The following is a 12,698-nucleotide window of genomic DNA, read 5'->3' as shown; positions in this document are numbered from 1 at the left end:
TTGCCTCTCTGGACTACGCTTTGGGTCCGAATCCTGACAACCACAAAAGGAAGGTTCCCATGACTCAAAGTACTTTTTCCTGGAAAGCCCTGCTGGTAACGGCCGCGTTAACACTGCCGACACTGGCGTTTGCGGCAGACCCGGCGATGACCAAGGACGGGATGCTGGTGGACCACAAAGGCATGACCCTCTACACCTTTGCCAAGGACGCTGATGGCAAATCCATGTGCAACGACAAGTGCGCGGCCAATTGGCCGCCATTGATGGCCGAATCCACCGACAAGCCCATGGGCAAGTGGACCGTCATCACCCGTGACGACCAGAAAAGCCAGTGGGCCTACAGCGGCAAGCCGCTCTACACCTTCGTCATGGACAAGAAGGCCGGTGACATGACCGGCGAAGGCAAAATGGACGGGGCCTGGAAGGTCGCCAAGCCCTGAGTCAACCCGCTAGCGGTGAGGGGCCTGGCCCTTCACCGAAACCCGTAGTCCGCCACAATCCCGACAAAAATCGCCAACCCGGCCCAGTGGTTGTGCAAAAACGCCTTGAAGCATTTGAGGCGGTCCTTGTCCCGGGTGTACCAGAACTCCCAGGCAAAACACCCGGCCGCCGCCAGCAAACCGAGGTGGAACCAGCCCCCCAGCTCAAAACGCATCCCCGCCAGCCACAGGCAAACCAGTGCCAGGCCCTGCAACGTCAGGATGATCACCCGGTCTGCATCGCCAAACAGAATGGCGGTGGATTTGACCCCGATTTTCAGGTCATCGTCACGATCGGTCATGGCGTAGTACGTGTCGTACCCCACCGTCCATAAAAGGTTGGCGATGTACAACAGCCATGCCGCAGCGGGCAGGCTGCCCGTCTCGGCGGTGAACGCCATCGGCATGCCCCAGGAAAACGCCGCGCCCAATACCACCTGCGGGTAATAGGTGTAGCGCTTCATGAACGGATAACTGGCCGCCAGCGCGAGGCCGCCCAGGGACAGCCAGATCGTCATGGAATTGGTCAGCAACACCAGCAGGAAGCTGATGAACATCAGCACCGCGAAGAACACCAGCGCCTCTTTCGAGCTGATCTTGCCGCTCACCAGCGGCCGCTGTTCGGTGCGTTTCACGTGGCCGTCGACCTTGCGATCAGCCCAGTCATTGATGACGCAACCACCGGCCCGGGTGAGTATCACGCCAAGCACGAAGATCGCGATATTGAGCAGCGATGGCGAACCCTTGCCGGCAATCCACAGCGCCCACAGCGTGGGCCATAGCAGCAGATAGATGCCGATGGGCTTGTCCATGCGGGTCAACTGGATGAAGTCCCAGGCCCTCGGGTTCAGGTGATTCAGGGATTTGAGCAGGCGCTGGTACATCAAAAACGCTCCGGATGGTCGTGCACGGCTTGCCACAGGGTCGGCAGGAAAATTTCGGCCACCAGCACGCTCAGCGGCCCGCGATCAAAACGGGAGCGGCGCGCCCACAGGTTATCGACCTGGTCTGCCGTAGGCAGCCATTGCCGTGGATAACGGCATACTTCGATCGGCTGGCGTGTGAAGGCATGGTCACAAAACAGCAACTCCCCCAGCGAGCGGCTGCCCAACTCATCCATGTGCAAACCGTCGCCCTGCAAGGCGCTGCGGGCTGCCACGCTGCGGGCAAACACCCACGGCTGCCCACGGCCACGCAAATACACCTCGCGCACCCAGCCGATGCTGGCGGCGGGCAAGCCCAGGGCGGCACATTCGTCGTCTCGCAGCGGCTGCCAGCCTTCGAACAGCGGGGTCACACTGAAGCCATCGCCGGACAGGCGAGTCAAGCGCCGGGTCAGGGAACCTTCATCGAACAACCAGTTGAGTGTCAGCGGCGCGGGCAGTGGGCTCAGAAGGCTCTGGGTCAGCCATCGGCAAGCATCGGAAAGGGCGATTGAATGCGGCACGGAGGGTCATTATTGGCAGTTAATGAGGCGGCGAGCTTACCATGGTGCCCTGGACTTTTGCCGGAGCGCGCCAGGCCCATGCGTCGATCATGCTTGCATCTGCGCGTGCCGATCAGTACAAAACGCCCTGAGCCGCACGGCAAGGCTGGATCTATCGACCGTCGGCCAGTACGCCTGGACCCTGAGGAAGCGAGCAATGAAGAAGTGGCAATGTATCGTCTGTGGCCTGATCTACGACGAAAAAGACGGATGGCCGGATGACGGCATCGCCCCGGGCACCCTGTGGCAGGACGTCCCCGAAGACTGGCTGTGCCCGGACTGCGGCGTGGGCAAAATGGATTTCGAAATGATCGAAATCGGCTGATTGCTGATTTAAGACGCAATTAAAGAACCGTACTACAAGGAGAAAGGAATGAACGCACCTGTCGTGATCGTCGGCACGGGTTTGGCCGGTTACAACCTGGCTCGGGAGTTTCGCAAACTCGATAGCGAAACCCCGCTGTTGCTGGTCACCGCAGATGACGGGCGCTCCTACTCCAAGCCCATGCTCTCTACCGGCTTTGGCAAGAACAAGGAAGCCGACGGCCTGAGCATGGCTGAACCGGGCGCCATGGCCGAGCAACTGAAGGCCGAAGTGCGCACCCATACCCGTATCAGCGGCATCGACCCGGGCCACAAGCGCTTGTGGATCGGTGAGGAAGCGGTGATCTACCGCGACCTGATCCTGGCCTGGGGCGCAGAAACTGTGCGGGTGCCGGTACAGGGCGACGCTGCCGACCTGATTTTCCCGATCAACGACCTTGAAGACTACGCACGCTTTCGTGCGGCGGCGGCCGGTAAGCGCCGGGTGCTGCTGCTGGGCGCCGGGCTGATCGGCTGCGAGTTCGCCAACGACCTGATCCTCGGCGGCTACGAGATCGACCTGGTGGCGCCGTGCGAGCAAGTCATGCCGACCCTGCTGCACCCGGCGGCGGCTGCGGCGGTGCAGGCCGGCCTTGAAGGCTTGGGGGCGCGATTCCACCTGGGCCCGGTGCTCAATCGCCTGCAACGCACCGCTGACGGCCTGGAAGCCCACCTGTCTGATGGCGAAGTGATCCAGTGTGACCTGGTGGTGTCTGCCATCGGCCTTCGCCCGCGTGTCGACCTGGCCGCGGCCGCCGGGTTGCAGATCAATCGCGGGATCATGGTGGACCGCCACCTCAAGACCTCCCACGCCAACATCTACGCCCTGGGCGACTGCGCCGAGGTTGATGGCCTGAACCTGCTGTACGTGATGCCGCTGATGAGCTGCGCCCGCGCCCTGGCCCAGACCCTGGCGGGCAACGCGACGGCCGTCAGCTATGGCCCGATGCCTGTCACGGTAAAAACCCCGGTCTGCCCACTGGTCGTCTCGCCACCGCCACGGGGTACCGAAGGCGTGTGGAGCGTCGAAGGGCAGGGCGGTGACATCAAGGCCCTGTGCCGCGACGCCAGCGGCCGCCTGCTGGGTTACGCCCTGACCGGCACAGCCGTGATGGAGAAACTGGCCCTTAACAAAGAACTTCCGCCGCTGCTGGCGTAAATGCTGGTCGTTCTGTCGGAATAAGCATCATTTTGACCGTAGAAAGGTCGCCGTGAGACTGGCGCAGGCCCCGATGGCATGCCATCCTCACTCCCGTCTGCCGCAGAGTAGAGCCTGCGGCGCCTTGGGCGCTGCTCCGAAAGAGAGCAGCACGGACATAACAACAAAAAACCGTCAAAGAGGCTTCACTTATGCGTAAACCAGAACTCGCAGCCGCTATTGCTGAAAAAGCAGACCTGACCAAAGAACAGGCCAACCGCGTACTCAACGCCGTACTCGAAGAAATCACCGGCGCGCTGCATCGCAAGGACAGCGTCACCCTGGTAGGCTTCGGCACCTTCCTGCAGCGCCACCGCGGCGCCCGCACCGGCAAAAACCCGCAAACCGGCGAGCCGGTGAAAATCAAGGCGAGCAACACCGTTGCGTTCAAGCCAGGCAAGTCGCTTAAAGACAGCGTCAATCCGTAAGTCATGTAGAACGCGCTACGCACATGCGAGTGTGAGCGCGGGATAAAAAATGGGCACGCCGACTGGGTCGGGTGCCTATTTTTTGTTCCAGGGTCGATTACCTGGGAGGAGGGTATCGGTTTAGGTATCAGGTCGGATGCGAGGGGCGTTCAATAAGCCGGTCCCCTTCACTTCATCTTCACGTGTGACCTGGTATCCAGAACAGGTTTTTACCTTTGGCATCAATGATTTTTTCGACCAGCTCAGTAAATGACTTTGCGATCAGTGTGCTCTCATCTGCCGTCGGGTAACTGTCCCAGAACGAGTCGTAGCAGTATCCAAATTGTGGACCAGGTGTCAGATCGATTGAAATGACTTGATCCTCACATTTAACCAGCGCGTACCAGTTAGCCGAGTCTGGGTCTTCCAGGTCTTCGTTCATCACAACAAAGTCGGAGCGCTCGAGCTCAGGTGGCTGAATCGCGAAGCTGTACCGTGCCTTGGGATAAAAAACAGCGCTGCTGTAATTTTTATAAAAGTCGGCTAGGTCATCTGGGACGAGATGGCTCGGCAAACCAGTAGAAGGTGTTGTCAGGCAGCCAGAGTTTTCTATCAAATCAACGATCTTAATCGGGCTCATCATCCGCATCCCTTACGCAGGTAGTTTTTTGGTAATAGGGTAATAGGGACAGGGTAATAGGGACGGATTTATTTAATTTATCTGAAGTCTTTTTATCTAAATAAATCTGTCCCCTTTATTGTCCTTTATTGCCCTGTAAGGATTGCACTTTATAATACTATAGGAACGTACGAAATAATTCTGTCAGCGATGAACTCAGCGGTCCATTCATGTTGAAAAATATAGTTGACAGCATCCGGATCTAAAACACTATTTACCAATAAGTCTATGTCCGCATCTACCTCTTCTTCAGTTCCTTCGTTGTGCTGAATTTTCAATATAAGCTTTATTAATTCGTGACGAGACATAGGCAACTCCTAAGAAGTGATTTTCTCTGCCTAGTACATCCAAATTGAGTTAATAGACGTAGGAGGGCAGATTGGCGGTAATGGGGACGGATTTATTTAATTTATCTGAAAGCTTTTTATCTAAATAAATCTGTCCCCTTTATTCACGCCACGCACGGCACTGCGCTTTTCGATCATGCGACCGAAACCATCGTAACGATAACGCTTGTCCTGATAGGTCAGCAGCTTGTTATGCACCACCCGGCCCGCGCCGGGATTCGGGCCGTCGAGCAGGTTGGCGGCGGCATCGTAGGCGAAGTTTCTCGCTGGCCCCTATCTGTTATCCCCTTTTCTTATCAGGGTATGATTAACTCAGGTGTCGATAGAAAAGCGCCAGTTCTTGCCGGTTTGTGGCTTTCTTCAAAAGATGTTCATATCGAGTATTAAGCGCTTCTGGCGCTGACTGCTTACTTAACAAGTATAAAGATGGGTAGGTTGTATTGGATTCAATCCAGCTTTGTGAATCAACCATCCTGAACCACTCGAGTGCGAGGGTTACACTCTGTGATAGTTGCTCTTTCCAATCGGGCTTCTCTTTCAGTTGGTCAAACGAAAACAGCCAGATTGAAAAGCGGGCGTTGAATGCTTCAAGTGTTTCGTCTGCGTCTTTTAATGCTCGCCAGTCAGTAAGTTCTGCAACAATCATATTGGAAGTCCGCGTTTTAACAATATCTTCGATCATGGTCGCGGAAAAACTGTCTGGATATTTTAAGGTTTCATCCCTGAGTGCTTTTTCCAGAACCTTATTGACGTCCTTCATCAACGCAGTGTCCAGCAGATGAAGGGTCAAATGAAGGGAGAACCAGCCTTTGTTTTTTGAAACCTTTATGGCGTAACGGTGCGTTCGTCCGCTGTCGTTGGTTTTTTCAAAGTAACGATCCTTTCTGAGTGAGAATCCTTGTTCAGTAAAACGATCAGTGATGGTGCTCGTCAGAAGCGTTAGTACATCTTTGGTTGTATTAATCACGGTAATCTCCACAAGGGAACTCTGGCTTCACTGACGGTAACACCTACCGTAAGCTCTTTGGAGTGCCCGTATATGCCTTTTCCATCTGAAATAATTTTATCTTTGGCCAGTTGTGCTTTAGAGCGTGTGGCCGCGCCTGACTTCACTTCAATAGCAACTATTTTTCCTGTTTTTTTGTTCTGTATCAAAATGTCGACATAGCGGCCTCTGCCCGCGCCCGGTGTTCGAACGTAGACTTGAGTGCCGAGCACCGTCACTTTGGGATTGTTCATTAGCCGTTGATGGACCAGCTTCTCCGCCGCTTTACCGTTGACTTTATTCTGGCGCCGTTGTGTTGCTGAACATGCCCAGCCCCATGGGTCTGTCCAGGCTACAGGGTTAGGCGCGTATTGATAAAGGTTGCCCCCTCCCGCCAACCCAATCGGATCCGGCGTCGTAAACCGCCCCACATCCGGATCATAAAACCGAAATGTGTTGTAGTGCAGCCCAATCTCCCGATCCAGATACTGCCCCTGAAACCGCAGATTCTGCTCTTCAATAAAATACGGCTCACGCACCTCTTCAGTCGTGTTCCCCCACACCTGGTACCTGGCCTGCCACACTGTTCGCCCGTCGGCTTCGGTCAACTGTTCGGGTAGCCCGTTCAGGTCGTTGTGGTAATAGCGCACACTTTGATGCTCGCCCGAGCCGTCGACTCGAGCCAGCGGTACATAACCGTCCTCTTCATAGATATAGAGGCTGGTCTGGCTATATCGGTGCTCCTGCAACAGACGCAACCCCTCCCAATCAAAGCGGGTTTCGCCCAACGGATAACCGTTGCTGTCATGTTCGGTTTTAGCGATGCGCCGGCCGAGCGGGTCGTAGGTCATGTTCACGACCGTTTCGCGACCATCCTTATGGCTACGGACTTCGATCAGGCGATGCTCGGCGTCATAGGCGAAGTACTGCACGCCACGCACGGCACTGCGCTTTTCGATCATGCGACCGAAACCATCGTAACGATAACGCTTGTCCTGATAGGTCAGCAGCTTGTTATGCACCACTCGGCCCGCGCCGGGATGTGGGCCGTCGAGCAGGTTGGCGGCGGCATCGTAGGCGAAGGTTTCGCGCTGACCTTGCAGGTTGTCCTGGCTGGCAACGATGCGACCGGTGGCGTCGTAGTGCAGCAACTGACGATTGTCCCGTCCAGCGTCGCGGTTCCGCTCCAGGCGCCCGATCAGGTTGTCAGCCGGGTCATAGTCGAAATGCTTTTGCTGGCCCGCCGGCAGTTGCACGGGTTGGCCGCTGGGGCGCCGCACCCGTGAGCGCAGGCGTCCGCTGCGGTCGTATTCGCTGCGGGTGGTGATTTGCCCCTGGGTGCGCAGTACCTCGCGGTGCAGGCGGTCGCGCTCGAAGTCGCTGATCACCCGGCCATCGAGGTTGATCTGGTGCAGGTGGCCGCTGCCGTAGTACAGGCGATTTAGCCAGCGACCGTCGGGCAACTGGGTCTGGATCAGGTTGCCCAGTTCGTCGTAGTGATAGTTGAGGCTACCGGCGGCGCTTTGTTCGGTGAGCAGTTGGCCCAAAGGGTCGTAGGCAAAAGCCAGGGCCTGCGCATTGCCGTCGTTGCCGGTGAAGGTGACGGCAGTGAGTTGGTCCACCGGGTCGTAGGCGTATTCGGTACGGCCGTCGTTGGTCTGTTTCAGCAGCAAGCGGCCGACGGCGTCGCGCTCCAGGCGATGCACGATAGAGGGAGTGTCATCCAAGGGTACGTATTCGACGGCGGCCACGTTATCCAGAGCGTCATAAGCATAACGTCGGGCGCTGCCATCAAGGTCTTGCTGTTCGCTGAGCCGGTCGCCCTCGTCCCAGGCAAAACGATAATGCTCGCCGTTTTCGTTGGTCAGAGTTTGCAGGCGGCCATAGGCGTCATAGCGGAATTCGATCTGTCGGCCATGGGCATCGATACGCTGGTGCACCTGGCCGCGCCGCCCGTACTGATACCGCGTAGTGGCGCCTGCGGCATCAATGTAAGCGGTGATTTGGCCGCTGGTGTCACGCAGGTATTGTTCAGTGCGCCCGTCCGGCAGTTCGGTTTGCAGCAACCGGCCTTGGCTGTCGTGCCTATACTGGACACGCTCGCCGAGGGCGTCGATGACCACCTGCAAGAAGCCCTGACGGTTGTATTCAAAGGCGGTTGGGTAGCCCGAGCAGTCGGTGTGCTGCGCCAACTGCCCGAACTCGTTCCAGCGCAAGGTTTTGGACTTTCCAGTGGCATCAATGATTTCGACCACTTGGCCGAAGGCGTCATAGCGGTATCGAGTGATGTGGCCCAGCGGGTCGATCTCACTGACGCAGTTACCTCGTTGATCGTATTGATACTGCCAGGCTTGGCCGGCGGCGTCGGTCTCCACGAGTGGTAATGACCAGTGCTCCAGCCACAGTGTCGATTCGATACGGCCCAATGGATCTTCGGTCGTACACAGGTTGCCGGACTCGTCGTAGCTGAACTGCCATTTCCCGCCCTGAGGGTCGGTGGCCCCCAGTAACTGTCGCTCATCATTCCATTCGAAGTGCCAGGTTTGCCCGAGGTTGTCGGTGTACTCGGTAATCTGGAATTGTGGGTTCCAGCGTCGAGTGCTGACGCGTTGCAGGCCATCTGTAATTCGCGTGATCCCGGCGTGAAGGTCATAGTCAAACTGATAGTGGTCGCCCTCATCGGTCCAATGCCGGACCACACGCCATTCGCTCTCTTCCACGCAGGCCCATTGGTAATAGCAACGCAGCCCTGTGGGCAATTGGTGCTCGACCATGCGCCGCCCGGCGTCATAGGCAAAGCGCCGCTGCACCTGCGCGCCAGCGTCCCGTACCAACGCCAGATCGCCGTGGGTGTCGTACTCGTAGCTCACCAACTGCTCGCGAGTGTGATCGGGATACACACGCTCAATCTGTGATACGCGCCCGGGCCATAGAGGGCTGTACACCAATTCAACACGCACCAGGTCAAAGGTGTCGCGCAGTTGCACGAGGCGGTTGCTGGCGTTGTAGTCGAGGTAGATCCGGTTGTCGTTGCGATCTCCCAACTGACTCAGGCGTAGGTGCGATGGGTTGCCCGGCTCCGGCTCGAACAGCTGATACAAGCCATCCACCGTTTCAATCAGTAACTGTCCATTGGTGTTGCGCCGCACGCTCAAGCCTTCGCCGGCACTGAATACGGCACCACCCAAGGGAATGACGCCCATGTCGATCTGCCGCGCCTGCTCATCGGTGTAGATCAGGCGCTCGCCTCCGTCGTGATGCCGGTCAATTTCGACGAAGACTTCGTAAATCACGCTCCAACTGGCGCCGAAAAGCCCGTGGCTGCGCTCATCACGACTGCTGTAATAACGCTGCCACTCAATCGGCAACAAACCGGGCAGGGCGAAGTCCAGATCGTCTTCGCCATCGAGAATCTTTGCGCCGGTCGCGCTGTGGACCGGGTTGGGGGAGCCCACCACGGCTGAGGTGATCGCATTGGTCACCTGGCTGGTGCCCCACGACACCAGGCCGCCGACCACCATGCATGGCAATTTGCTGAAGAATTTCGACCCGCCACCGCGCAGCATCAACAGTGCGGTCACCGCCAACCCCACGCCAGGAGTCTTACCGCTGCGAATCTCGCGGACCACCACCGGGCCGCCACCAATGCGTACGTTGCTGGAGATCATCCCCGATTCAACAATTGACGCATCGCAGGTACTGCGATCACCGCTGCGCGCTGCCGGTTGGCCGTTGATGGTGACCTTGCTGGAGCCCTCGGCAATAAATTGCGGCGGCATCGGTGGATGCTTGGTACAGATCACGATGTCCAGTGGCTTGGGCACTGCTCCCGGTGCGGGAACGGCGACGGTCGGGCGCCACATCTGTGAGAAGAAGCCCTTGGCCATGTCCAGGTAGCTGGATTCTTCGGGGCTGCCGCCTTCGGTAGGTTGCGGGCTGATCGGACCAATGGCACCGGCGGCACGTGCAGACGGGATACCGTTGGTAAAGGTGTTGTGGGAGCCGGTGGCGATTGTTGCCATCACCACCGGCGGGAATAACGCATTGCCTATCCAGTCACAAACCTTTGTCAGTCCCTTGTCCGCCCCCGTCTTGCTCATGCCAATGCCGACGATGATGCCCACTACAGCGCCCAGCACAAAGCACCCTAGCCCGCCGGTTACGACCGTAATACCGGTGGCGGCCACAATTGCAGCAGTGGCGACGGCCGTAATAGCGATATTCGCCGCAATTTCCAGCACGCCGCCCAGGATGTCGGCCATCGCAGAGGTGTGCAGCAGGCCGTCGCCGAGACGTGCCGCCCAGAGAGCGTCAGACATGGATTAGTGACTTCAAGGCTTGGGATTCAGCTGCAAGGTGCTTTTGATGGTTGCCCAATGGACGCTTTCAGCATCGCCCAGAGGTTGGGCTTTGACATAACTCAGGGCAAGCATCTGCCGAGTACCGGGTATCACAAGCGCTAACTGGTATTGATGGATCCGCTCGGTGCCCTTGCTGAACTGGTTGTGCACTTCGATGGCGTCTATATCCTGCGCGGCGCCCACACGAAGTGCCTTGGCCGGTTGGTAGCGCAAGTCCTGTACCTGCTTCTCCAGCTTCGCCAGCTGCTCTTCGAAGTTGCTTTGCAGCGTCTCACCATCACCTAGAAGGCTACGGCTGACGATCAACGACGTACCCAGAGCGGCGAACTTCAGGATATTGATGGAAGCATCTTGAACGTCATCGCTGGGCAGCGTGAATTGCAGTTCATTGAGTTGATAGGTCATGAAACGGAATCTCGTTATTGGCTGGGAGGCGGATTGGGAAACATGGAATTGACGGCGGCATCTATCTCGCCCTTGACCCCTTGGCCCATAGGCGTCGTGCCTCCTTTTCCGCCGATGTTCAGGTGCAGGTTGCCCCCAGTGTTGACTTCGGTGTTGCCCTCGGAATACACGTTAATCTGCACGCCGGTGAGGTTGATCTGGCCGCTGGCATTGAGCTCCAGCACGCTTTTTCCGCAGACCAGGCGCAGGTTTTGTCCCACTTCGATCAAGTAGCTTTGGCTGATTGCGTCGGTCTTGCTGAAGCCGACCATTAGCATGTCGTCGTGCTTGACCGCGCGCACGCGGTCGTTGCCAATTGTTACCACTTCGTCATGCCCAATACTCTTGTTCCGGTCATGCCCCACCGAATGACTTTCATCCACCTCCACCACGATGTCCTGATTACGCTCGGCATGGATGTACAACTGCTCCAACCCCTTCTTGTCCTCCATGCGGATTTCATTGAAGTTGGCCGGCGTGCCGCCTTTGCTGGAGCGGCTTTTCATCCCGCTTTGAGTGGCGTTTTCCGGCAAGTCGTAAGGCACCGTCTGCTCGGCGTTGTACACCCGCCCGGTGATGATCGGCCGGTCGGGATCACCTTCCAGGAAGCTCACAATCACTTCCTGGCCGATCCGTGGAATCTGCATCGAGCCCCAGTTTTTTCCGGCCCAGGACTGCGACACGCGAATCCAGCACGAGCTGTTTTCGTTGGACTGGTCGTGGCGGTCCCAATAGAAATGCACCTTGACCCGGCCATATTGGTCGGTCCAGATTTCCTCGCCCTTGGGCCCCACCACCAGCGCCGTCTGCGGGCCTTTGACGATGGGCCGGTAGGTGTTGGCCAATGGGCGGAAACTCTGTTGCGCGTCGATGCAGGTGAGGGTGCTTTCGAACTGGGCCGAAGGCGTGCCACCGCCGCTTTCGAGGCTTTCCTGGGAGATGTAGTAGCGGGCGCCGACGATCAGGTATTCGCGGTTCTGGTCGCGGCGGCTGAAGCCGGTGAGGCTGAACAGGTGGCCTGAGCCCAGGCCCCGTGCGTTGCCGCTGAACTCCACTTGTTCGTGCAGGGTTTGCAAGGCTTCGATGCGGGTGCGGGCGTAGTGTTCGCCGTCTTCGCTTTTGACGTAGGTGCCGGGGTAGTCGTACAGCGGGTAGTCGCCAGCGGTGTGCGGGCGCGGCATGGCCGAGCGTACGTCGATGCTGGCGCTGGGACGCTGGAAGTCGTAGTCGTTGAGCTCAAGGGAGCCGGGCTGTACTTCCTGTGCCAGGTGCCAGTTGTGCATATGGTCGCGTTCGCGCTGCTGCTCGTCCTTGGGGTAGTAGGGCACCGAGGCGTAGCCGGGCACGTTGGCGTGGGCTCCGTAGGCATCGGCCAGCACCAGCACGTGGCGGTCCTGTTCGTGGCGGAAGAAGTAGTAGATGCCTTCCTGTTCCATCAGGCGGCTGACGAAGTCGAAGCTGGTCTCGCGGTACTGCACGCAGTATTCCCACTCGCGGTACGGCCGGCTCAGAGCGTCTTCGAAGTCGGAAAAGCCCAGGTCGCGGAACACCTGCTTGATGATCTGCGGGATGCTCAGGTTCTGGAAAATCCGGCAGTCGGAGGTGCGGCTCAGCAGCCACAACCACGGGCGCAGGGTCACCTGGTAACTGGCGAACTGGCCCTGGTCGATGTTCTGGCTGCAGCGGGCGACGATGCCGTGGAAGTGCCGCTCGCCCCCGTCCGCCAGTTGCAGGTTCAGGCTCATGGGCTTGCCCAGCAACTGGTTGAGGTCGATGTTGGCGTCCAGCGAGGTCAGCTGCAATTCGAAATTGAACAGTCGCCCCAGCTCTTCGCCGCCGCCCATTTCATTGAGCAGCAGCACATCCGGCCCCAGTGGGCTGGTGATCTTGGCCAGGCGTGACGATTGGTTGAATAACATCGGTTAACCCGTAAATTGCGTAATAACTGT

At 58.0% G+C, this 12,698-nt stretch carries 12 protein-coding genes; 4 read left to right on the top strand and 8 right to left on the bottom strand.

Annotated features, from left to right (window positions below; translation table 11 throughout):
- Positions 1-59 precede the first annotated feature (59 nt).
- Positions 60-440, top strand: a complete 381-nt coding sequence (locus tag LIY45_RS15450; RefSeq protein ID WP_017476749.1) for a hypothetical protein — start codon at positions 60-62, stop codon at positions 438-440.
- A 32-nt stretch (positions 441-472) separates the two neighbouring features.
- On the opposite strand, the gene ubiA is transcribed toward LIY45_RS15450, so the two are convergent.
- Entirely contained in the window at positions 473-1,363 is an 891-nt protein-coding gene (gene ubiA / locus LIY45_RS15445) for a 4-hydroxybenzoate octaprenyltransferase (RefSeq protein ID WP_226476829.1), read from the bottom strand.
- Positions 1,363-1,926: a chorismate lyase gene (locus tag LIY45_RS15440; protein WP_226476828.1), complete on the bottom strand. Its 564-nt coding sequence runs from the start codon at positions 1,924-1,926 to the stop codon at positions 1,363-1,365. Before LIY45_RS15440 ends, ubiA begins: the two co-directional genes overlap by 1 nt.
- Positions 1,927-2,122: 196 nt before the next feature.
- Here LIY45_RS15440 and LIY45_RS15435 point away from each other — a divergent pair, with 196 nt between their 5' ends.
- From LIY45_RS15435 to LIY45_RS15425, 3 genes are all read left to right on the top strand, one after another.
- Positions 2,123-2,290 (top strand): rubredoxin, encoded by a 168-nt coding sequence (locus tag LIY45_RS15435; protein WP_017476746.1) that lies wholly within the window; start codon positions 2,123-2,125, stop codon positions 2,288-2,290.
- Between the two features lie 48 nt (positions 2,291-2,338).
- Entirely contained in the window at positions 2,339-3,487 is a 1,149-nt protein-coding gene (locus LIY45_RS15430) for an FAD-dependent oxidoreductase (protein ID WP_226476827.1), read from the top strand.
- 191 nt (positions 3,488-3,678) lie between these two features.
- On the top strand, positions 3,679-3,954 hold the full coding sequence (locus tag LIY45_RS15425; protein WP_003213368.1) for an HU family DNA-binding protein: 276 nt from the start codon (positions 3,679-3,681) through the stop codon (positions 3,952-3,954).
- 178 nt (positions 3,955-4,132) lie between these two features.
- Here the strand turns inward: LIY45_RS15425 and LIY45_RS15420 are convergent, their stop codons facing one another.
- The 6 genes from LIY45_RS15420 to LIY45_RS15390 all read right to left on the bottom strand — a co-directional run bounded on the left by LIY45_RS15420 (position 4,133) and on the right by LIY45_RS15390 (position 12,668).
- A complete protein-coding gene (locus LIY45_RS15420) occupies positions 4,133-4,573 on the bottom strand; it encodes a hypothetical protein (protein WP_226476826.1) in 441 nt (146 codons plus the stop codon).
- 149 nt (positions 4,574-4,722) lie between these two features.
- Positions 4,723-4,920 carry a hypothetical protein gene (locus LIY45_RS15415; RefSeq protein ID WP_226476825.1) on the bottom strand — a complete coding sequence of 66 codons (198 nt, stop codon included), beginning with the start codon at positions 4,918-4,920 and terminating at the stop codon, positions 4,723-4,725.
- 346 nt (positions 4,921-5,266) lie between these two features.
- Positions 5,267-5,926: a hypothetical protein gene (locus LIY45_RS15405; protein ID WP_226476823.1), complete on the bottom strand. Its 660-nt coding sequence runs from the start codon at positions 5,924-5,926 to the stop codon at positions 5,267-5,269.
- Complete coding sequence (locus tag LIY45_RS15400; RefSeq protein WP_226476822.1) at positions 5,923-10,263, bottom strand: RHS repeat-associated core domain-containing protein; 4,341 nt, start codon at positions 10,261-10,263, stop codon at positions 5,923-5,925. Before LIY45_RS15400 ends, LIY45_RS15405 begins: the two co-directional genes overlap by 4 nt.
- 12 nt (positions 10,264-10,275) lie before the next feature.
- A complete protein-coding gene (locus LIY45_RS15395) occupies positions 10,276-10,710 on the bottom strand; it encodes a DcrB-related protein (protein WP_226476821.1) in 435 nt (144 codons plus the stop codon).
- Between the two features lie 14 nt (positions 10,711-10,724).
- Complete coding sequence (locus LIY45_RS15390) at positions 10,725-12,668, bottom strand: type VI secretion system tip protein VgrG (RefSeq protein WP_226476820.1); 1,944 nt, start codon at positions 12,666-12,668, stop codon at positions 10,725-10,727.
- Positions 12,669-12,698: the final 30 nt, after the last annotated feature.

The organism is Pseudomonas sp. MWU16-30323, assembly GCF_020515595.1.
GTDB lineage: Bacteria > Pseudomonadota > Gammaproteobacteria > Pseudomonadales > Pseudomonadaceae > Aquipseudomonas > Aquipseudomonas yamanorum.
This window is presented reverse-complemented; position numbering and strand designations above follow the sequence as displayed.

Excerpts from the sequence above, each read along its gene's own strand:
- LIY45_RS15450 (WP_017476749.1), top strand. The coding sequence starts at position 60 with ATGACTCAAAGTACTTTTTCCTGGAAAGCCCTGCTGGTAACGGCCGCG.
- ubiA (WP_226476829.1), bottom strand. The coding sequence starts at position 1,363 with ATGTACCAGCGCCTGCTCAAATCCCTGAATCACCTGAACCCGAGGGCC.
- LIY45_RS15435 (WP_017476746.1), top strand. The coding sequence starts at position 2,123 with ATGAAGAAGTGGCAATGTATCGTCTGTGGCCTGATCTACGACGAAAAA.
- LIY45_RS15430 (WP_226476827.1), top strand. The coding sequence starts at position 2,339 with ATGAACGCACCTGTCGTGATCGTCGGCACGGGTTTGGCCGGTTACAAC.
- LIY45_RS15425 (WP_003213368.1), top strand. The coding sequence starts at position 3,679 with ATGCGTAAACCAGAACTCGCAGCCGCTATTGCTGAAAAAGCAGACCTG.
- LIY45_RS15420 (WP_226476826.1), bottom strand. The coding sequence starts at position 4,573 with ATGAGCCCGATTAAGATCGTTGATTTGATAGAAAACTCTGGCTGCCTG.
- LIY45_RS15415 (WP_226476825.1), bottom strand. The coding sequence starts at position 4,920 with ATGTCTCGTCACGAATTAATAAAGCTTATATTGAAAATTCAGCACAAC.
- LIY45_RS15400 (WP_226476822.1), bottom strand. The coding sequence starts at position 10,263 with ATGTCTGACGCTCTCTGGGCGGCACGTCTCGGCGACGGCCTGCTGCAC.
- LIY45_RS15395 (WP_226476821.1), bottom strand. The coding sequence starts at position 10,710 with ATGACCTATCAACTCAATGAACTGCAATTCACGCTGCCCAGCGATGAC.
- LIY45_RS15390 (WP_226476820.1), bottom strand. The coding sequence starts at position 12,668 with ATGTTATTCAACCAATCGTCACGCCTGGCCAAGATCACCAGCCCACTG.